Annotated in this window: 16 protein-coding genes and 3 tRNA genes; 16 read left to right on the plus strand and 3 right to left on the minus strand. The window is 38.4% G+C overall.

Features of this window, described 5'->3' with window-relative positions; translation table 11 throughout:
* Nucleotides 1–80: 80 nt before the first annotated feature.
* The 3 genes from BBI00_RS20090 to BBI00_RS20100 all read left to right on the plus strand — a co-directional run bounded on the left by BBI00_RS20090 (nucleotide 81) and on the right by BBI00_RS20100 (nucleotide 404).
* Nucleotides 81–153, plus strand: a tRNA-Lys gene (locus tag BBI00_RS20090).
* 35 nt (nucleotides 154–188) lie between these two features.
* Nucleotides 189–271, plus strand: a tRNA-Leu gene (locus tag BBI00_RS20095).
* 60 nt (nucleotides 272–331) lie between these two features.
* Nucleotides 332–404: transfer RNA gene (locus tag BBI00_RS20100), tRNA-Lys, on the plus strand.
* A gap of 233 nt (nucleotides 405–637) precedes the next feature.
* Here BBI00_RS20100 and panC read toward each other — a convergent pair.
* Nucleotides 638–1486, minus strand: coding sequence for a pantoate--beta-alanine ligase (panC, locus tag BBI00_RS20105; protein WP_065400625.1), 849 nt, complete (start codon nucleotides 1484–1486; stop codon nucleotides 638–640).
* A 171-nt stretch (nucleotides 1487–1657) separates the two neighbouring features.
* On the opposite strand from panC, the gene BBI00_RS20110 reads away from it, so the two are divergent.
* The 9 genes from BBI00_RS20110 to BBI00_RS20150 all read left to right on the plus strand — a co-directional run bounded on the left by BBI00_RS20110 (nucleotide 1658) and on the right by BBI00_RS20150 (nucleotide 12326).
* Nucleotides 1658–2428: a glycogen/starch synthase gene (locus BBI00_RS20110; protein ID WP_065400626.1), complete on the plus strand. Its 771-nt coding sequence runs from the start codon at nucleotides 1658–1660 to the stop codon at nucleotides 2426–2428.
* Nucleotides 2429–2441: 13 nt separating this feature from the next.
* Nucleotides 2442–4073 carry a DUF4270 family protein gene (locus BBI00_RS20115; RefSeq protein ID WP_065400627.1) on the plus strand — a complete coding sequence of 544 codons (1632 nt, stop codon included), beginning with the start codon at nucleotides 2442–2444 and terminating at the stop codon, nucleotides 4071–4073.
* Nucleotides 4074–4110: 37 nt separating this feature from the next.
* Complete coding sequence (gene glmS / locus BBI00_RS20120) at nucleotides 4111–5964, plus strand: glutamine--fructose-6-phosphate transaminase (isomerizing) (RefSeq protein ID WP_065400628.1); 1854 nt, start codon at nucleotides 4111–4113, stop codon at nucleotides 5962–5964.
* Between the two features lie 108 nt (nucleotides 5965–6072).
* Nucleotides 6073–7494: a T9SS ring complex lipoprotein PorK/GldK gene (gene porK, locus BBI00_RS20125; RefSeq protein WP_065400629.1), complete on the plus strand. Its 1422-nt coding sequence runs from the start codon at nucleotides 6073–6075 to the stop codon at nucleotides 7492–7494.
* A 61-nt stretch (nucleotides 7495–7555) separates the two neighbouring features.
* Nucleotides 7556–8248: a type IX secretion system motor protein PorL/GldL gene (gene porL / locus BBI00_RS20130; RefSeq protein WP_065400630.1), complete on the plus strand. Its 693-nt coding sequence runs from the start codon at nucleotides 7556–7558 to the stop codon at nucleotides 8246–8248.
* A 51-nt stretch (nucleotides 8249–8299) separates the two neighbouring features.
* A complete protein-coding gene (porM, locus tag BBI00_RS20135) occupies nucleotides 8300–9892 on the plus strand; it encodes a type IX secretion system motor protein PorM/GldM (RefSeq protein WP_065400631.1) in 1593 nt (530 codons plus the stop codon).
* Between the two features lie 20 nt (nucleotides 9893–9912).
* Nucleotides 9913–10851, plus strand: a complete 939-nt coding sequence (gene porN, locus BBI00_RS20140; protein WP_065400632.1) for a type IX secretion system ring subunit PorN/GldN — start codon at nucleotides 9913–9915, stop codon at nucleotides 10849–10851.
* Nucleotides 10852–10990: 139 nt separating this feature from the next.
* On the plus strand, nucleotides 10991–12031 hold the full coding sequence (locus BBI00_RS20145; protein ID WP_065400633.1) for an NAD(P)/FAD-dependent oxidoreductase: 1041 nt from the start codon (nucleotides 10991–10993) through the stop codon (nucleotides 12029–12031).
* A 37-nt stretch (nucleotides 12032–12068) separates the two neighbouring features.
* Nucleotides 12069–12326, plus strand: coding sequence for a SemiSWEET transporter (locus BBI00_RS20150; protein ID WP_065400634.1), 258 nt, complete (start codon nucleotides 12069–12071; stop codon nucleotides 12324–12326).
* Between the two features lie 68 nt (nucleotides 12327–12394).
* Here the strand turns inward: BBI00_RS20150 and BBI00_RS20155 are convergent, their stop codons facing one another.
* Together BBI00_RS20155 and BBI00_RS20160 are read right to left on the minus strand one after the other, a co-directional pair.
* Nucleotides 12395–12832, minus strand: coding sequence for an META domain-containing protein (locus BBI00_RS20155; protein WP_065400635.1), 438 nt, complete (start codon nucleotides 12830–12832; stop codon nucleotides 12395–12397).
* Nucleotides 12833–12868: 36 nt separating this feature from the next.
* Nucleotides 12869–13261 carry a hypothetical protein gene (locus tag BBI00_RS20160; RefSeq protein ID WP_065400636.1) on the minus strand — a complete coding sequence of 131 codons (393 nt, stop codon included), beginning with the start codon at nucleotides 13259–13261 and terminating at the stop codon, nucleotides 12869–12871.
* A gap of 617 nt (nucleotides 13262–13878) precedes the next feature.
* Here BBI00_RS20160 and BBI00_RS20165 point away from each other — a divergent pair.
* The 4 genes from BBI00_RS20165 (at nucleotide 13879) to BBI00_RS20180 (ending at nucleotide 20135) form a co-directional block, all read left to right on the plus strand.
* Nucleotides 13879–14265, plus strand: coding sequence for a hypothetical protein (locus tag BBI00_RS20165; RefSeq protein ID WP_065400637.1), 387 nt, complete (start codon nucleotides 13879–13881; stop codon nucleotides 14263–14265).
* A 145-nt stretch (nucleotides 14266–14410) separates the two neighbouring features.
* Nucleotides 14411–15493: an efflux RND transporter periplasmic adaptor subunit gene (locus tag BBI00_RS20170; RefSeq protein ID WP_065400787.1), complete on the plus strand. Its 1083-nt coding sequence runs from the start codon at nucleotides 14411–14413 to the stop codon at nucleotides 15491–15493.
* 21 nt (nucleotides 15494–15514) lie between these two features.
* A complete protein-coding gene (locus BBI00_RS20175; RefSeq protein ID WP_065400638.1) occupies nucleotides 15515–18706 on the plus strand; it encodes an efflux RND transporter permease subunit in 3192 nt (1063 codons plus the stop codon).
* Entirely contained in the window at nucleotides 18687–20135 is a 1449-nt protein-coding gene (locus BBI00_RS20180; RefSeq protein WP_065400639.1) for a TolC family protein, read from the plus strand. Before BBI00_RS20175 ends, BBI00_RS20180 begins: the two co-directional genes overlap by 20 nt.
* Nucleotides 20136–20385: the final 250 nt, after the last annotated feature.

Here is a 20385-nt window from a genome sequence, read left to right on the forward strand (position 1 = left end):
AGATAAAGAAAAAAGTCATATCTTTGCACCACTTAAAACAAGGGACATTACTTAAATGAAAACTTGTTGGGTAAGTGGCCGACTCGGTAGCTCAGCTGGTAGAGCAATACACTTTTAATGTATGGGTCCTGGGTTCGAATCCCAGCCGGGTCACAAGCAAGAAAATTACTGAATGCTGTAATTTTATTGCCTGCGTGGTGAAATTGGTAGACACGCCATCTTGAGGGGGTGGTTTCCTAAGGATGTGCTGGTTCGAGTCCAGTCGCAGGCACTGCAAAGAAAATTTTTATAATTAAGAAATAAATACTTATATTTATTCTTAGTTGTGGCCGACTCGGTAGCTCAGCTGGTAGAGCAATACACTTTTAATGTATGGGTCCTGGGTTCGAATCCCAGCCGGGTCACAAGTTTACTGAAAAGTAAATTTTTTTCATATTAATATTTTGTGATTTGGTGTTTCAAAGGCTTCCTTCCGGAGGCCTTTGATTTTTTATGTCCATCTGAAAAGTTATGGAATAAGACTGATATTAGGGATCAAATATAATTAGGTTGGATGTGTTTTATCACAATAAATCAAAAAAACTCTGACGTTACCATCAGAGTCTGTATGTTATAAAAAATACACTGTTTAAATGTATTAATCCAAATGCATATTGTCAATTAATCTTACACCGTCTACAACCACTACAATGAAAGCTCTGAAGCTTCTGTCTTTATAGAAAAAGTCCGTTTCCTGTAATGTCTTTTCATCCGCAATCAGAAAGTATTCCAGTTTCATTCCCTGCTGCTGGTCAAAAATATCGGTTACCCTTTCCTTAATTTCCGGGATGGTCACAGTTCTGAACCAGTCGTTGACCTTTTTCAGGGTTTCATAAATGATCTTAGAGGCCTCTTTACGGTCTTCGTGAAGTCTTTGGTTTCTTGAGCTTAAGGCCAGTCCGTTTTCTGCCCTGTAGATAGGAACGCCAACTATTTTTACAGGAAGATGTGTTTTTTCTACCATTTTTCTGATGATGGCAAGCTGCTGGAAGTCTTTTTCTCCGAAATAGGCATTGTCAGGCTGTACCTGTCTGAAAAGTTCTTCTACCACGGTTCCTACCCCATCAAAATGCCCCGGCCTTGATTTTCCTTCCATTTCATTTTCCAGTCCGTCGAAATCATAATGCTTGCTTTCTGTTTTTTCAGGGTAAATATCAGCGACTTCCGGAATGTAAACCGCATCTACCAAACCGGATTTTTCCAGAATCAGAATATCTCTGTTGATGTCTCTCGGGTATTTTTCAAGATCTTCTGCATTGTTGAACTGGGTTGGATTTACAAAAATTGAAGAAATCACAAGGTCATTCTCCTTTTTTGCTTCTTCATACAGGGAAAGATGGCCTTTGTGCAGGGCTCCCATGGTAGGGGCAAAGCCGATTCTTTTTCCCATTTCTTTCTGTCTTTCAATGAAATCCTGAAGGACTTTCCTGTTTTTTATAACTTCCATAGTTTATTTTAATACTATTTCAAAAATACTAAAAATATCACATAATAATATGTGTTTTTAATAATTTGAAAAACGGAATTTTCGTAAAAAAATGTTAATTAAAATAATGTTGGATGTTTTTTTGTAATTTTGCACATTAAAGCATTTTTACAAAAATTAGATAGAAAGTTTATGCCGAATCAAAAAATACTGTACATTACTACAGAGATGTATCCATATCAGGAAGATACAAATATGGCTGCAGTGGTAAACAAAATGGCACTTAAGATGCACCAAGAAGGCAATGATGTAAGAGTTTTTATGCCAAGATTTGGACAAATAAGTGAGCGGAAATTCCAGCTTCATGAGGTGATCCGTCTTTCAGGAATGAATATTATCATCAATGACCTGGATCAGCCTCTAATCATTAAAGTAGCGTCTCTTCCGGGGGAAAGACTTCAGGTTTACTTTATTGACAATGAAGAATACTTCAAAAGAAAGCAATATTATTTCGACGATGAAGGAAACCCTTTCGAAGATAATGACGAAAGAGCTATTTTCTTTGCAAGAGGAGTGATTGAGACAATTAAGAAGCTGAACTGGGTGCCGGATGTGATTCATCTGAACGGATGGATGTCTTCTTTTGTTCCGATTTACCTTAAAACATATTACGAATCAGATACTTATTTCAAAGACGCTAAAATTGTACTTTCTTTATACAATGAGAAAGATGCCGATCTTGACAAAAAGATCGATGAAAAGCTGAAGTTTGATAATATTTCAGGATTAAAAGCGTTAGATAACCCAACAATCAAAAGCTTCGTTATCGAAAGTATGAACTATGTGGATACAGTGGTGAAAGGCGATGAATTCCTGGATGAAGATCTGGATCAGGCTTTCAATCAGACAGCGACTCAAAAGTCGGAATATCTTGACATAGATTCAATAAATCAACTTTATTAAAAACACATTTTTAATGACTCATACTCTTAAAAGGACTTTCGCCATGCTTTTACTGGCGATTTTCGGAAGTACAATCCTTTATAACTGTGAACCTGAAACAGATTCTCTTGGAGAACAGCTGTTTGATCAGGATGCAGCAGAAGGAAACGAGATTTCTTATGATATTATTGCTTATAATTATAATAATAATGACTCTATCAGAAGTGATGCTTCCAGAATGATCACAGGACTTACTGAAAGCGGGCAAAGTATATCGGTTGGCGTTCTTGGAGCTTTTACTGAAGGACAGTTTGGAATGCAGAAAGCATCCTATGTTACCCAGTTGAGAATGCCGGTTAACAATTTTGATTTTAACGGACCCAATCCAAAAGTAGATTCGGTTGTTTTAGTATTGAGACCACCGGCAAATACGCTTTCCAATACTTACTTTTTTGAAAAAGATTCATTAACCACGAATAATTACGAGAAAAGTGATTTCCCTGTAGGAACTGAAAATGTTGCTGTTGCTATAGAGAAGAAGAGCTACCCGGTTCGTAAATACGGTAAAATCGGAGGGGCTTTCAAATCAATGAAGATCAATGTACATGAGGTAACCACATTCCTGGATACCAACAATGACGCGTTTACCCGTTCTAATGCCAATGTAAGTACAGGAGCATTATTAGGATCAGGCGTTTTTGACGGAAAAGTAAATACGGTTTCCATCACAAGAAAATCTGATAATTCAAACGTGTTTACAGGTAACCTTGGATTCAGAATAAAATTAAGCAACACAGATTTCTTCCAGACTCAGGTGTTGGATAAAAAAGGAAAACCTGAGCTTCAGGATGCATCCAACTTTATCAGACATATTAAAGGGATCAAACTTTCTGTAGAAGAAACAGACCGTTACCTTTTCCAGTTCTCACCTAATGATATGGAGCTTATCATGTATTATAAATATGATAAAACAGATAACGGGGTAGTAACCCACCCACAGACATCACTTAAATTCAATTTAGGAGGTGCCAATGCCCATATCGGTCTGTACGAATACAACAGATCCGGATCTGCGGCTGAAGGAGCGTTAGCAACAAGCAATCCTACTAATGGTGATGCGAAACTTTTTGTTCAGAGTATGGGAGGACCTTCAGCAGTACTAAAAATCAAAGATGAAACTATTGAGGCTCTTAAAGCAGCATATGCAAAGGATAAAATAGGTATTGTAGGAGCCAAAATCAGATTATTTGTAGATCCTTCAAGCTGGGTTAATAAAAATTCAACGGAGGACCGCAGATTTATCATCTTTAATAAAGATTTAGCTAATCTTTCCAAATTTTCTTTAGATACAAAGGCTGGACTTAGCTTATATTATTATGGAAAAACTAAGGATGATAAGGAGTACTATGATTTTGTGGTGACAAAAACCTTGAAAGATATTATTGAAGGTAAAACGGAAAAAGATAGTAATGGGCAGGAAGTTGCCGTAGCTAATAGAGAATTTTACATCAATTTAGGATCATTCGTAGGAACATCCACAGGAGCTCTTCTGGGAGTTCAGAACACAACCAGAGCTATTGATATGAACAGAGTGGTGCTGGTGGGAAGCGAATCAACAAACGCTAACAGAGCTCAGCTGAAAGTAACGTACGCTACAAAAAAATAAAACACAATAAACAACACAACACAAGACAAGATAAAATATGTGCGGAATAGTAGGATATACAGGTTTTCAAGACGCTTACGAAATTGTAATCAATGGTCTTAGAAGATTAGAATATAGAGGGTATGACAGTGCCGGTATTGTTTTGGAAGGTTCAAATAATAAGTTTGAAGTAGAAAAAACAAAAGGTAAGGTTGAAGATTTGGTGAATATTTCGAAGGATCTTAAAGGAACGGCCAAAATCGGGATGGGGCACACACGTTGGGCTACCCATGGGGTTCCTAGTGACAGAAATTCACACCCGCATTTGTCAAACAACGGAAAAATAGCAATTGTACACAATGGTATTATTGAAAACTATGATACGATTAAAACAATGCTTACTGAAAAAGGATTTACTTTCAAATCAGAAACTGATACGGAAGTATTGGTAAACCTTATCCAGTATTTCATGGATCTGAATCCTGAAATAGATTTTCCTACAGCAGTAAGATATGCACTGAACGAAGTATACGGAGCATATGCTATTACAGCGCTTCATGAAGATTATCCAGGAGTATTGGTTGTAGGAAGACTAGGATCTCCTCTGGCCATCGGAATCGGAGAAAAAGAATATTTCATTGCTTCGGATGCTTCTCCATTCGTAGAATTTACAAAAGAAGCGATTTACCTTGAAGAAGGACATATGGCAACCATTTCTCTTGAAGGAGGGGTAGATATCAGAACCATCAGCGAAAACTCTAAAATAGAACCTGAAATTCAGGAGCTTAAACTGAGTCTGGAGCAGATTGAAAAAGGAGGGTACGAGCATTTCATGCTTAAAGAAATCTTTGAACAGCCTAAGTCTGTACACGATACCATGAGAGGAAGACTTCTTGTAGATGAAGGAGTTATCAAAATGGCGGGGATCTGGGATCATGTAGAAAAATTCAAAAATGCGAACAGAATCATCATTATCGCCTGCGGAACATCATGGCATGCAGGACTGATCGGAGAATATCTTATTGAAGAGTATGCAAGAATCCCTGTAGAAGTGGAGTATGCTTCAGAGTTCAGATACAGAAACCCGATTATTACAGACAGAGATGTGGTGATTGCCATTTCCCAGTCAGGAGAAACGGCAGATACAATGGCTGCTCTAAAGCTGGCAAAAGAAAAAGGAGCATTTATATACGGTATATGTAATGTTGTAGATTCTTCAATTGCAAGAATTACAGATGCAGGTTCATACACCCATGCCGGTCCGGAGATCGGGGTTGCTTCTACAAAAGCATTCACAGCACAGCTTACGATTCTTACTTTAATTGCATTTAAATTAGGAAAACATAACGGAAATTTAGGTAATGCCGAATTCATGAGCTTAATTGCAGAGCTTGATGCTATTCCTAAGAAAATTGAAGAAGTGCTGAATACGACCCATGAGCTTACGCAGAATATTGCAAAAGATTTTGTGAAAGCTACCAATTTCCTTTATTTGGGAAGAGGGTACAATTATCCTGCTGCCCTTGAAGGAGCTTTAAAATTAAAAGAAATTTCTTATATCCATGCAGAAGGTTACCCGGCTGCAGAAATGAAACACGGTCCGATTGCCCTGATCGATGAAAATATGCCAATTGTAATTATAGCACCTAAAAAAGGTCACTATGATAAAATTGTAAGTAATGTTCAGGAAATTAAAGCGAGAAAAGGAAAAATTATCGCTGTTGTAAATAAAGGAGACCGTCAGGTAAGTGAAATGGCAGATTATGTTATTGAAATTCCTGAAACGTCAGAATGTTTCTCTCCAATCGTTGCTTCCGTACCTCTGCAACTGCTTGCTTACTACATCGCAGTATATAGAGGAGCCAACGTAGACCAACCGAGAAACCTGGCAAAATCTGTAACCGTGGAATAAAAAGTTGTTGTAAATAAAATAAATTTAGATTTCTTCCGTTATTTCAAAAAAAATCTTAAAAGTTTCTTAAAAAAATTATATATTTACGGCTTAATTATAAAAATTAACATGAAAAGGATATTTCTTTTATTATTGTCTGCGTCGGTAGCATCGGTATCTTGTTCAGGTGGTGGCAGCTCTTCTGTAGGGAAGCCAGGAACAAAAGGAGAATTGATACCAAGAGAAAAAACAAAATCATTTGTTGCGGAAAGACCATACGGAATGGTTGCAATTCCTGCAGGTTCATTTGTTGCTGGTTTAGCAGATCAGGATCCGACAAATACACCTGAAAAAGCATCATTGAAAAGTGTTACTGTTTCTTCCTTCTTTATGGATGAAGCAGAAACTACCAATGCGGAGTACAGGGTATTTATCAACTACGTAAGAGATTCTATCGCAAGAACTTTACTTGCTGAAGCTGCCGGAGAAGGTGGTGACGAAGGTGGACGTAAAGGAGCAAGCATAGGTGATTATGCATACCTTGCTAAAAAAGAAGAAAATTTAACACCTTATCAAGAATATATGGAAGGCCAGGGTGGCCGTGAAGACGGAACCTATGATGCAAGCAAAAGATTAGACTGGAAAATTCCATTACACTGGAGCACATCAAAATATCCGGATGTAGAATACGCAGAAGTTTTAGAATCTATGTATCTGCCTTCTTCTTCAAGAATTGGAAACGAAAGAATTTTAGATGTCAGCAAGCTTAAATATACTTACCGTTGGGGAGATATGGATGCTGCTGTTGCTGATAACGAAAGAGGAATCAACTATCTGAAAAGTGAGAGTATCGCCATCTATCCGGATACTACCGTTTGGGTAAAAGATTTCCACTTTGCTTACAATGAGCCATTGTTTGAGCAGTATTTCTGGCACAAGGCTTACAAAGACTATCCTGTAGTAGGGGTAACCTGGGATCAGGCAAGAGCTTATTGTAACTTCAGATCTAAATTGAAAACCGATTACAACGAAAGTTTAAAAAGAAAAAAACAAAGACCATTGCAGTTCCGTCTTCCAACTGAGATCGAATGGGAATATGCTGCAAGAGGGGGAATGCAGAATGCTACTTACCCTTGGGGAGGTCCATACTTAATGGACGACAGAGGTTGCTACCTGGCAAACTTCAAACCTAAGAGAGGTAACTACATGGAAGACGAGAAAAAAGGTACTTATACATATACAGCTCCAGTTAAGAAATTTAAGAAAAATGGGTTTGGGCTATTTGATATGGCTGGAAACGTTGCTGAGTGGACAGTATCTGCTTATAACAACTCTTCATACGGGTTCTCTTCTACATTAAATCCTTCTACTAAAGATAAAAAGGATACTAAGAAATCTGTAAGAGGAGGATCTTGGAAAGATATAGGATATGCTTTGATGACAGGAGCAAGAGACTGGGAAAGAAAAGATTCCGCAAGAAGCTATATCGGGTTCAGAACTGTTCAGGATATTCCTGAAGCAGCTGTAAAGCCAAGAAGAGTTAACAGATAATCAACTCAAAACAATTATTTTTCAATACAATTTTATTTAACATTAAAAAAACTAACTCAATATGTTTAAGACTAAAGATGCTTGGATGAATTTCTTCTATTCATTCGGTGCTGCAATTGTAATTCTTGGAGCTTGGCTTAAAATTACTCACATTACTCTGGGACCAATTAATGGTAATATCGCTCTTACTGTAGGGCTTATTACTGAAGCTATTATCTTTATCATTTTCGCATTCGACCCTCCAAAAACTGAAGAGTCTTATGCATGGGAAAATGTTTATCCTGAACTATTAGATAAGCATGCGAACCCAAATCCATTGCATTCTAACGTAACAACTAAAAATACTAATGCACAGTTTGCTGAATTAGAAAACTCTCTTTCTAATAAATTAGATCAAATGCTTAAAGATGCAAAATTAGACGTTCAGTTATTCGAAAGTCTGAGAACAGGTATCAATAAATTTTCAAGCTCAGTTGATCAGATCAACCAAACTGTTGACGTATCTGCTTCTACTCATAAATATAATGAGCAATTAAATAAAGCTGCTCAGCATATGGAAAGTATGAATGCATTATATGCAATGCAACTTGAAAACGGTAAAAAACAGTCTGAATATGCTAACAAATATGTAGCAGATATGCAGAAATCTGCAGAGCAGTCTGAGAAATTCAATCAAGAGCTACAAGGTTTAACATCTAATCTTAATAATCTAAATAGAGTTTATGGTGGTATGCTAACTGCGATGAAGTCTTAATCCTAACCATTTCTAAATTTAACTACTTAATCAAAAAACAAAGAAAAGAGAATGGCACAAGGAAAACAGACCCCTCGTCAGAAGATGATCAACCTGATGTATCTGGTGTTCATCGCAATGATGGCCCTCAACATTGATGCAGAAATCATCAGATCATACTATGACTCTACCAGAGCATTAAATGAAACAAGAACTTTAACAGAGAGAAAGAACGAAAAAATCTTTGAAAAAACGCTGGAAGCCAAGGCTCAGCAGGTTCCGGATACTTATTCAAAACCTTGGGAAGACTATAAAGTCCTGAAATCCAAGATCGATGTATTGGTAAAATCGGCACAGGATATCAAAGATTTGTTGAAAAAACAATCTGAGTTCCACGATAAAGATCCTAAAACAGGAAAAGATATTGACGTAAGTGAGAATTTTGCTGCACTTAACAATAACGAAGCGACTACTGAATACTTCTTTAAAGAAGGAGACGAAAATTCACCTTCAAAAAATGCGATGGACCTGAAAGCAAAAATAGACGATGTAAGAAATTATATCAATGCTACTTTTGGTAACAATCCTCAGCTTAGAGATTTAGTGGAAAGAGCGAACAAGTCTCTGATTGCGGAATACGCTAAAGGCAAATCTCCGAATGAAAAGACATGGTTCCAGAATAAATTCTACCACCAGCCGCTGATCGCTGCAATATCTAATTTGGAAATTATCCAAAATGATGCCAGAAACGTACAGTCTGATGCATTAGCATTATTACTTCAGGAAAAAGTAGATGCAAGCATCAAATTTACAAGCTATGAGCCTATCGTTTCTGGACCTACGGATATCCAGGCTGGTAAGCAGGCTGAAGTGAAAGTAATGTTAGGTACATATTCTAACAGTAACAAGATCAGTATTTCCGGAGTTAGCAAACAAGAAAACGGTAAAGGGATCATCCCTATTTCCGGTGCTGGAATCGGTGAACATAAATTAGGAGGTACTATTACATTGACAGATGCTTCAGGTAAGCCGCAAAGCTTCCCTTGGACACATACTTATAATGTAATTGCAGGACCTAGAGAAGTAAAACTTGAAAAAGGATTATTGCTTTCTGCTGATAAAATGAATGTAATGTACAGAGGGCTTGAAAACCCGGTATCAGGATCGATCTTAGGTGCTGATAACTCTAAACTTTCATTATCAGCTCCGGGAGCTTCTGTAAGAAATACAGGACCTGGAAAATGGATCGTAAAACCTACAACCGGTACCACTGTTAAGTTAACATTATCCGGAATAGATCCTTATGGTAAGTCTGTATCTCAGGTATTTGAATACAGAATCAAGAATGTTCCGCCACCTCAGGGTCAGATGAGAGGTCAGAATGTATTGTCGATGCCGGCAACTTCTATCCCGAACCAATCTGTACAGGCAGCTATTCCTGACTTTGACTTCCCGGTATCGTTTACTGTAACGCAGTTCATGGTAAGAGTACCTGGTAGAGCAGCTTTATTAATCCACGGTAACTCATTGAATGATGCTGCAGGATTGATCAAGAATCTGAGAAGCGGGGATGTAGTTTCTGTTTTCGATATTAAAGCAACAGCTCAGGGTCTGGAAGGACAACAGATTAAAAATATTACTCCTATATTAATTAATGTTCAATAGGACTAAAATTGGAATTTATTATGAAAAAATATATTAGCACCCTTTTAGTATTAGTTTCGGGATTTGCTTTTTCCCAGACTATTCTGAATGCTTCTTCTCCGGAAGAGTTCAGACAGATGAGAGAGGAAAACAAACAAAAAGTTGGTGATACTATTATAGATAAAACAGTAAAACCTCTTGAATATGGATTTGTTGAAGATAAAGACATCCTGAAGAGTATGTTTGTTTGGGAGATCATCGATATGAATGACAAGATCAACCAGCCTTTCTACTATGATAACCCGGATGGTCTTCTTTCTACTCCTACAAGATCGCTGTATCAGTTATTATTAGATGCTGCTTTAAGTGGAAAAATCGAGCAGGTTTATGATGACGAAAACTTCACAGTAAAGCTTTCACCTGAAGGAATCCAGAAAAGATTGGAGAACGTTAGAGTGAATGATGCTGCTATCGATATCTTAAACTCAGGAAGACAATTAACTGAAAAAGAGAAAAAAGAATATACCGACGTATTTAAGACGACTACTGACAAAGTAAAAGTTCTTAAAATCATGGGAATGTGGTTCATAGATAAGAGAGACGGACAGATGAAGTACAGACCTCTTGGTATTGCTGCTATGGGACCTGATCCTGCAGTACAGGGAGTTATCGGTCCGGACGGAAAACCAATTGCAGGAAACGATGAGCTGATCGACCTGTTCTGGATCTTCTATCCGAATGCAAGAGACATTTTAGCGAACAATTATGTTTTCAACAGAAAGAATTCATCTGCTGACCTGTCTTTTGATGATATCATCAACGCAAGAAGATTCTCATCCATCATCTATAAATCCTCAAGCGGTCTGGGAGACGGTACGATCAAGGACTATATCCCGAGAAATGCTGATGAACAGCTGGAAGAAAGCGATAGAATCAAAGCGCAGATCCTTGAAATGGAAAATGATATGTGGAATTACTAGATTTCACTTGATATTTATACAAAACCTGAGTATTTTTACTCAGGTTTTTTTATGATGAAATCACCTTTTGTTTATTGCCGGTCAATAATCAATGGCATAGGGGATTATAGATGACCTTAAAATAAATGAAGTTTCTCATATGAAAAATGTAGAGTATATTATTGTAGGTGACGGGTATGCAGGGTTGTTTTTAGCACATCAGCTGATTAAGAATAACAAATCGTTTGTAATCTTCTCAGAAGGAAGAAAAAGTGCTTCACAGGTTTCTGCCGGGATTATCAATCCGGTAGTTCTTAAAAAATTTACCACTTTCTGGAAAGCACAGGAACAGATTGACTTCCTTAAGGACAGCCTTAATGAAATCAAATCATATACAGGAGAAAATTATCTGATTAACGCTCCTATTCACAGGATTTTTCATGACGAAAATGAACAGAACCTTTGGCTGAAAAAATCAGCCAATGAAGAACTTTCCCACTTTCTCGACCAAAATTTTGATCGTTTAAATATGGTAAAAAACGACTTTCTCACAGGAAAGGTCAATCAGTCTGCCAGGCTTGATGTTAATGGATTTTTTACCGGTTTATTTAATTATTTTGAAAAAAACGATCATTTGGTAAAAGAAAAGTTCGATTACACAAAACTGGACCCTTCCGGATCCACTTATAAAGATTTTATTTTTAAGCAGGTTATCTTTTGTGAAGGAATGGGGGTGAAAGATAATCCGTTCTTTTCTGAAATTTCTGTAAATCCTAACAAAGGACATCATATCAAAGTAAAACTTTCTCAGCCGATCCCGGACAATATTACCATCAAAAAGAAACATTTTTTATTTCCAACCGGAAACGGGCTGTATTTTTATGGGGGAACTTATGACAGGGAGCAGCTTCACCATCATATTGATGAGTCGGCAGTGGCGCAGTTGGTCAAAGGGCTTTCTGAATTTTATCCTTACGATTTTGAAGTGGAGGAAGTACATTTTGGGTTCCGTCCTACTGTGAAAGACAGGAGGCCGATCATCGGGAGACATCCAACCTGTCATAATCTTTATGTTTTCAATGGATTGGGTGCCCGTGGAATTCTGAACGGATGTTATTTTTCAAGAGATTTATTCCGTTTTATAGAGGAAAATATTCCTTTGCATGAAGAAGTTTCTTTAAACAGATTTCAACAGCAATAACGTATAGATACATCATTTAAAAAAGCTTTTAACATTTATGAATGAGAACATTTTAGGGATTACAGCAGGAGTTCTGACTTCCATTTCAATGATTCCGCAATTGATCAAGGTGATCAGGGAGAAAAATGTAGAAGATATTTCTTTGGTTATGCTGCTGGTCCTTATTTCAGGACTTTCATTATGGGTATGGTATGGTTTTGTGAAGGATGAACTGCCTATCATTTTGTCCAATTCATTTGCCGTTCTCGTCAATATAAGCCTTTTGATATGCTATATGATCTATAACAGAAAGTAACAGGAAAATAGAATAAAAAAGACGCTTCAAAATGAGGCGTCTTTGTATTTTGAGTGTAAGTGATACAGTTATTCAAGAACAAATTTAGCTAAAGGTGCCATTCTTGCTTTGTTCAGAGTCAGTGTATTCCCGTTTACAGAATAGTTATCTGCAGCAAGAACTGCTTTTGTGAACTGGTTTTCAATTTCCAGATCTTCACAAGCCATCATGGTAGACATCCCCTGATTAAATTTAATTCTCATAATTTCAGGTTTGATCTCAAATGTCCCTCCAAATCCGTTACATCCGGCATGACCTTCATATCTCATCCCGTCCATATTCAGTTTGAAATGAGGATTGTTTTTAGGATTTTTCAAATTGATAGGTTTCCCGTAAAGCTCAGTTAATTTCCATGTTTTACCTGTAATATCAGTAGTTGGCTTTTGTGCAGAAGCCTGTGGCTTACAGGAAACAACCAGAAAGGTAGCAATAACCAGAGCGGATAAATAATAATATAAACTCTTCATAATTTCTTTTTTTTGTATGAACGCTAATACCCTATGCTAATACGATGCCATTTTTGCCTGACCAGCTTCTTTTTTTGCCTGTTTAAGATGAAACAGGACCATATCTACATTCTTCTTAAGGAAAGTAATATTTCCCTTAATTTCAGAGTATTGATACTCCTCATTGGAGGCTGTATACTCTGGTAAAGCATCACTTTTTTTAAGGTCATAAGTTTTACCGTTTAAATGTACGGTTGCAGTGTTTTTGGTCTTGTTGATAGTGACTTCTATCTTTTCTCCATAGCTGTCAACGTATATATTCTTGGAAATATCATCCTTATTTTCAGGAGCTGCCGTAGTAATGATCTCGGCTTCTTTTCCGGGATGTTTACACGCTGTTGAGGAGAGAATGGTCAATCCTATAAGGACTGGTGTTAATAATTTTTTCATAGTGATAAGTGATTTTAAAGTGTTTCATGAAATAAGGTGTTAATACTATATAAAAATACGAATATTTTTAATAAATATATGTTAATTTTTCATAAACTAACACTATGTTTTAATCAGACATGTTGCAAAAAGCCTCTTTAGAAAACATTTTTCAGGAAACAAAAAAGTGATAATTGTTATTAGAAATTCAGGATTGAAAGGGTCGGGACGGGCTTTTTAACCGTCTTGTTTTCAGGGAAGTAAATTGTATTTTTTTCATTGTTCATGTGCTGTGTAAATTTTCGGCAAAAATAATTCAAAAATCAGAGAATGCCAATAAGCCAGTATTAATATTTCGGAATCATGATAAATTTTAGTTTTTTTAACAAAACAGCACTGTGAAATGTCGAAAAAAGCAACAGTCAGATGACAGAATTTCTTTTTAAGGAGGTCATTCGGCCGGTTTGGAGATCACAAGGCCATGTTGGTACAAAGCTCAGCATGAATATGATATGCTTTAAATAAAGGAAAAATGAGAAGAAAATATATCCTTTATTTCAGGTATTTTAAAGAAGCGTTAAATTTTGTTAATCTGCTATGATAGTATCATAATCTGGATGTACATTTGCCACTTCAAAATGAGAAACTTTATAGTATACTTTTTAACCGGTCTTTTTCTGCTCTTTGTAGTGGAAAGCAGACTTGACGTTAAAACTCTTCGAAATGACTATTCCGGTCATGTTTCTCATCATATGCCCAAAAGAGCCAACCGCCTGAACCAGACTTATGAAAAGCTTTCCGTTCAGCAAATGGCAGATAATATAGACATTTCCACACTGGAGCTTGCCGAGAATGACTTTCAGCTGTCTGATGTATGGCAGGCTATTGTTGTTTTTGCAGGGGTTTTCACACTGGTTTATATTTTTGGGTTAAAAAGCTACAAAAGGCTAAAACCGGATATTCATGGCTTTGTACATGATCTGGCTACCAAAAGATTTATTCTGATCCGTTCCATCAGAATTTAAAAATTCATTTTTCATGTTGTTTTCTGCCTGATGCCAGGTGGGAAGACACTGCGTTGTATATGCCGGTAATCATTACATCGTCATTCTCACTATTACCGTTTTTCCAATCAAAACATTAACGATTTATATAAACTCTAGAATTATGATAAAAAGAGTTGCTTCGGGAATTGCGCTGAGTGTCCTTCTGTTGGCAGTGGGCTGCAATAAGAAAAAAGAAGAAAAAGAAGAAGTTACAGTGTATCCTGTGACATCGCCTGTAGTGATGGATACTGTGATCAACAAAGAGTATGTTGCACAGATCCAGTCTGTAAAGAACATTGAGGTCAGAGCCCAGGAAAAAGGGTTCCTTGAGAAGATCTTCGTGGATGAAGGACAGTACGTACAGGCAGGGCAGACTTTATTCAGAATTATGCCTAAACTGTATCAGGCAGAATTATTGAAAGCAAAAGCAGAAGTAGAGCAGGCTTCTATTGAACTGAAAAATGCAAGTACACTGGCCGGGAACAATATTGTTTCCAAAAATGAAAAAGCAATGGCCAAAGCCAAGCTGGATGCTGCCAATGCAGAGATGAAACTTGCCCAGATCCATTTGTCGTTTACAGACATCAAAGCACCGTTTTCCGGTATTATCAACAGAATTCCTCTGAAACTGGGAAGCCTTGTGGATGAAGGCGATCTGCTGACTTCATTGTCAGATAATACAAGCATTTATACCTATTTCAATGTTTCGGAGCCTGAGTATTTAACGTATCAGACCCATGCAGCAGACAGAGGCAGCAACCAGGTAGCCCTGATTACGGCAAACGGAGAAACCTATTCGCAGAAAGGAGAAATCCAGACCATTGAAGGAGAATTTGATAATGAGACCGGAAATATTGCTTTCAGGGCTAAATTTCCTAATCCGGACAAACTCCTGAGAAATGGTGAAACAGGAAAAGTGCAGATGTCTATGCCGGTTCATAACGCCCTGATCATTCCACAGAAAGCGACCTATGAAATTCAGGATCAGAAATATGTATTTGTGATCGATAAAAACGGTACAGCCAAATCCAGAAATATAAAAATTGCCTATGAGCTTCCGGATTTATATGTGGTAAGTTCAGGAATTTCAAAAGGCGATCAGATCCTTCTGGAAGGCGTTCAGAAAGTGAAAGATGATCAGAAGATCAAAACCAGATTCCAGAATCCAGAAAAGGTTCTCCAGTCATTGAAATTAAAAGCAGAGTAATGGACTCTAAAGTGAAGAAGTATGTTTAAGAAATTCATTCGCAGACCCGTTCTGTCTATAGTAATCTCATTGATTATTGTATTTATGGGGATATTATCATTGGTAAAACTTCCGGTGACCCAGTTCCCTTCCATTTCTCCGCCTAAAGTAAACATTACCGCAGAATATCCCGGAGCCAACAACGAATTATTGATCAAATCCGTAGTCATCCCTTTGGAAAGAGGACTTAACGGAGTTCCGGGGATGAAATATATGACCTCAGATGCCGGAAACGACGGGGAAGCATCTATTCAGATCGTATTTGACCTGGGGACAGATCCCAATGTGGCCGCGGTAAACGTTCAGAACCGTGTATCTTCAGTGGTGAACAAACTGCCGCCTCTGGTAGTACGTGAAGGAGTAAAGATTACTCGTGAGGAACCGAATATGCTGATGTACATCAACCTGTACAGTGACGATCCGAAGGCTGACCAGAAGTTCCTTTTCAATTATGCAGATATTAATGTGATGTCTGAGCTCAGAAGGGTAAGCGGAGTTGGTTTTGCCGATATCCTCGGAACCCGTGAATATGCAATGCGTATCTGGCTTAAACCTGACCGTCTGACTGCCTATAACATTTCCGCAGATGAAGTGATGGAATCGCTCAATGAGCAAAGTCTGGAAGCTTCACCGGGAAAAACAGGGGAGAGTTCAGGAAAACGTTCACAGTCTTTCGAATATGTCCTGAAATATCCGGGGCGTTTTAATAATGAAAAAGATTACGGGAATATTATTTTAAAAGCCAAACCCGATGGCGAATCTGTAAGGCTGAAAGATGTTGCAGATATAGAATTCGGAAGTTCAATGTATGATATTTATTCTACTTTGAATGGTAAACCTTCTGCCGCAATTACGGTAAAACAGTCTTACGGATCCAATGCAAGTGACGTTATCAAAAACGTAAAAGCATTGATGAAAGACCTTGAAAAAAATAATTTCCCGAAAGGAATGCACTATGACATCAGTTATGATGTTTCCAGATTCTTGGATGCTTCTATGGAGAAAGTAATCCATACTTTGTTTGAAGCTTTCGTATTGGTAGCTATTGTTGTATTTCTTTTTCTTGGGGACTGGCGTTCAACACTTATTCCCGCACTGGCGGTTCCGGTTTCACTGGTAGGAACTTTTGCGGTAATGTCCGCCTTCGGAATTACGCTGAATATGATCTCGCTCTTTGCATTGGTAATGGCAATCGGAGTGGTAGTAGATGATGCGATTGTAGTGATTGAAGCGGTGCATGCTAAAATGGAAGAGAAACATCTCTCTCCTTTAAAGGCAACAGAAGAAGCCATGCATGAGATCAGTGGGGCGATCATCGCAATTACCCTGGTAATGGCATCGGTATTTATCCCGATTGCATTTATGTCTGGGCCGGTTGGGGTATTCTATCGTCAGTTTTCTATTACCATGGCATCATCCATTATCTTGTCAGGGGTTGTAGCTCTTACGCTGACACCTGCTTTATGTGCCCTGATCCTGAAAAATAACCACGGTAAGCCTAAAAAGAAAACTCCGGTTACCCTTTTCCTTGACAAATTCAATAATGTATTTACCAAAGGAGCCGGGAAGTATGAAAAGATGCTGAACAAGACCGTGACCAAAAAGACCATTACACTTCCATTGTTACTGGCCTTCTGTGCATGCACTTATTTCCTGAGCAATTCACTCCCTTCAGGATTTATTCCGGCAGAAGACCAGGGGATGATCTATGCGATTATCCAGACACCTCCGGGATCTACCTTGGAAAGAACGAACCAGATCGCAAGAGAGCTTCTGAGAGAATCTGAAGATATTGATGGGGTACAGTCTGTTTCTTCACTGGCGGGATATGAGATTCTGACAGAAGGTACCGGATCGAACTCCGGAACCTGTCTGATCAATCTGAAAAGTTGGGAAGAAAGGAAAGAATCTGCTGCCGAAATTATTGAAAAGCTGGAAGAAAAAGCCAAGAATATTCCGGGAGCCAATATTGAATTCTTCCAGCCGCCTTCCGTTCCCGGATACGGTGCTGCAGGAGGTTTCGAGCTTCGTTTGCTGGACAAGGCTGGAAGTGGAGACTACCATAAAATGGAACAGGTGAGTAATGACTTTGTAAAGGAGCTGAAAAAACGTCCGGAACTGGGATCTGCATTTACATTCTATTCTGCGAGTTTCCCTCAGTATATGCTGAGGGTAGACAATGATCTTGCTGAGCAGAAAGGGGTAACCATTGCAAAAGCGATGGATAACTTATCCACGTTAATCGGATCCAACTATGAGACCAGTTTCATCCGTTTCGACAGGCCGTATAAGGTGATTGTGCAGGCAGGTCCGCAATACCGTGCATTGCCAACAGATCTTCTGAAATTATACGTGAAAAATGATAAAGACCAGATGGTTCCTTATTCAGATTTCATGAGGCTGGAAAAAGTATATGGACTGTCTGAGATTACAAGACATAATATGTATAATTCGGCGGAGGTGAGTGGAACTCCCGCACCGGGATACAGTAGTGGCCAGGCCATCAAAGCAATTCAGGAGGTGGCGGATAAAACCCTTCCGAGAGGTTTCGGTATCGACTGGGCGGGGATTTCCAAAGATGAAGTAAGCCGTGGAAATGAAGCGGTATTTATCTTCCTGGTATGTTTAGGATTCGTTTACCTGATCCTTTCTGCACAGTATGAAAGTTTCATTCTTCCCTTACCGGTAATCTTATCACTTCCTGTAGGGATTTTCGGAGCATTTTTATGTTTAAAACTTTTAGGACTCGAAAACAATATCTATGCACAGGTGGCTATGGTAATGCTTATCGGACTTTTAGGTAAAAATGCGGTATTGATTGTGGAATTTGCTGTTCAGAAGAAAGCTGAAGAAGGTATTCCTGTAGCGAAAGCAGCTATTGAAGGGGCAGCGATCCGTTTCCGTCCGATCCTGATGACCTCATTTGCATTTATTGCCGGATTGATTCCATTAGTGATTGCCACCGGACCGGGAGCTATTGGTAACAGAACGATTGGTACTGCGGCGGCCGGAGGGATGCTGATCGGAACCATTTTCGGATTAATGATTATTCCGGGGCTGTATTATATTTTCGGAACCATCGCTGAAAAATCAAGATTGGCGAGATATGAAGAAGAAAATCCTTTAACAGAACAAACTGAACCTTACGAACACGATGGAAAATTTGAAGACTAAAAATATAATCACAGCCATAGCGTTATCTCTTGTTTTAGCAAGTTGTAAAGCGCCTATGGCGACAGTCATAAAAGACGAGGTTAAAGAAAATATACCTCAGAATTTTAATCAGGAAGAGCAGCAGGACGCTAGTAATAACAGCGGAACAACCCCATGGAGACAGTTTTTTACGGATCCTAATCTTGTAAGCCTGATTGAAACGGCATTAAAGAATAATCAGGAGCTTTTAATCACGCTTCAGGAAATTGAAATTGCCAAGAGCGGTGTGCTTGCCAAAAAAGGAAGACTTACACCCACCGTTTCTGCCGGAGTAGGAGCCGGAGTGAAAAAAGCCGGCCGATATACCAGTGAAGGTGCTGGTGATGCCACTACAGAAATAGAACCGGGCAAAGAAATGCCGGATCCGCTTGGGAATTTCGGTGCAGGGCTGAACGCAAGCTGGGAAATTGATATCTGGAAAAAACTGAGAACCGAAAAGGAATCTGCAGTAGCCCATTATCTTTCAACAGTAGAAGGTAAAAACTTCGTGCTTTCTAATCTGATTGAGGAAGTGGCTGATAATTATTACGAATTACTGGCCCTGGATAATCAGCTGGATATTATACAGCAGTATATTAAACTTCAGCAAAGAGCGTTGGAGATTTCAAAAATCCAGAAAGAAGCTGCTGCTGCAACTGAATTGGCGGTGAAGAAGTTTGAAGCTGAACTGGCAAAATCCAAAGCATCAGAATATACGATTCGCCAACAGATTACGGAAAAGGAAAATGAGATCAATGCTTTGTTGGGAAGATATCCGCAGCCTATCGTCAGAACGAAGGAAAACTTTATGTCTACCATTCCGCCAACGGTGTATACGGGAATTCCGTCACAGTTATTGGCCAATCGCCCTGACATCAAACAGGCAGAGCTGGAATTGAAAGCATCAAAACTGGATGTGGAAGCAGCCAGAAAAGAGTTCTATCCATCGCTTGAGATTTCTGCAACGTTAGGATTAGAGGCATTCAAACCTTCCTATCTGGTAAAAATGCCGGAATCTATTGCTTATAATCTTGCAGGAGAACTGGCAGGTCCGCTGATTAACAAAAGTGCAATTAAAGCCAATTTTCAGACGGCAGATGCCAAGCAGATCCAGGCTTTGTATGAATATGATAAGGTCATTCTGCGTGCTTATCTGGATGTTGCCAATCTGATGTCAAAGATTAAAAATATAGATCAGTATTATCAGTTGAAATCCCAGGAAACCAAAGCCCTGGACCAGTCTATTGATATTGCGAACCAATTGTTCCGAAATTCCAGAGCTGACTATCTCGAAGTTCTTTTGAACCAAAGAGATGCACTGGATGCAAAAATGGAACTTATAGAAGCGAAACAGAAACAGCTGAGCACCGTAGTTGATATCTATAAAAGCTTAGGTGGTGGCTGGAAATAAAACATCATAATTCAATCAATAAACAGTTAATGTTTTGAGGCAATTCTTTTAGGATTGCCTCTTTTTATTTCCGCTACAAATTTTTTCTACTGATCTCATGTGGATCACATGGATTTCAAAAGTATTTCTATAATTGTTTAATGATGAAATATTTATAAACCTAATGCTTATTGCAAAAACAGATGTGTAGGAGTGTTTTTTGAAAAAGTTTTTTAGATTTATGATTAATATAAGCGAGACGCATGCGCCA

The sequence above is a fragment of the Chryseobacterium arthrosphaerae genome (assembly GCF_001684965.1).
GTDB lineage: Bacteria > Bacteroidota > Bacteroidia > Flavobacteriales > Weeksellaceae > Chryseobacterium > Chryseobacterium arthrosphaerae.

Bases quoted from the DNA above. Each gene is read 5' to 3' on its own strand.
- porK (WP_065400629.1), top strand. From the start codon at position 6,073: ATGAAAAGGATATTTCTTTTATTATTGTCTGCGTCGGTAGCATCGGTA.
- BBI00_RS20155 (WP_065400635.1), bottom strand. From the start codon at position 12,832: ATGAAGAGTTTATATTATTATTTATCCGCTCTGGTTATTGCTACCTTT.
- BBI00_RS20110 (WP_065400626.1), top strand. From the start codon at position 1,658: ATGCCGAATCAAAAAATACTGTACATTACTACAGAGATGTATCCATAT.
- glmS (WP_065400628.1), top strand. From the start codon at position 4,111: ATGTGCGGAATAGTAGGATATACAGGTTTTCAAGACGCTTACGAAATT.
- panC (WP_065400625.1), bottom strand. From the start codon at position 1,486: ATGGAAGTTATAAAAAACAGGAAAGTCCTTCAGGATTTCATTGAAAGA.
- BBI00_RS20145 (WP_065400633.1), top strand. From the start codon at position 10,991: ATGAAAAATGTAGAGTATATTATTGTAGGTGACGGGTATGCAGGGTTG.
- BBI00_RS20160 (WP_065400636.1), bottom strand. From the start codon at position 13,261: ATGAAAAAATTATTAACACCAGTCCTTATAGGATTGACCATTCTCTCC.
- BBI00_RS20175 (WP_065400638.1), top strand. From the start codon at position 15,515: ATGTTTAAGAAATTCATTCGCAGACCCGTTCTGTCTATAGTAATCTCA.
- porL (WP_065400630.1), top strand. From the start codon at position 7,556: ATGTTTAAGACTAAAGATGCTTGGATGAATTTCTTCTATTCATTCGGT.
- BBI00_RS20150 (WP_065400634.1), top strand. From the start codon at position 12,069: ATGAATGAGAACATTTTAGGGATTACAGCAGGAGTTCTGACTTCCATT.
- BBI00_RS20180 (WP_065400639.1), top strand. From the start codon at position 18,687: ATGGAAAATTTGAAGACTAAAAATATAATCACAGCCATAGCGTTATCT.
- BBI00_RS20165 (WP_065400637.1), top strand. From the start codon at position 13,879: ATGAGAAACTTTATAGTATACTTTTTAACCGGTCTTTTTCTGCTCTTT.
- porM (WP_065400631.1), top strand. From the start codon at position 8,300: ATGGCACAAGGAAAACAGACCCCTCGTCAGAAGATGATCAACCTGATG.
- BBI00_RS20115 (WP_065400627.1), top strand. From the start codon at position 2,442: ATGACTCATACTCTTAAAAGGACTTTCGCCATGCTTTTACTGGCGATT.
- porN (WP_065400632.1), top strand. From the start codon at position 9,913: ATGAAAAAATATATTAGCACCCTTTTAGTATTAGTTTCGGGATTTGCT.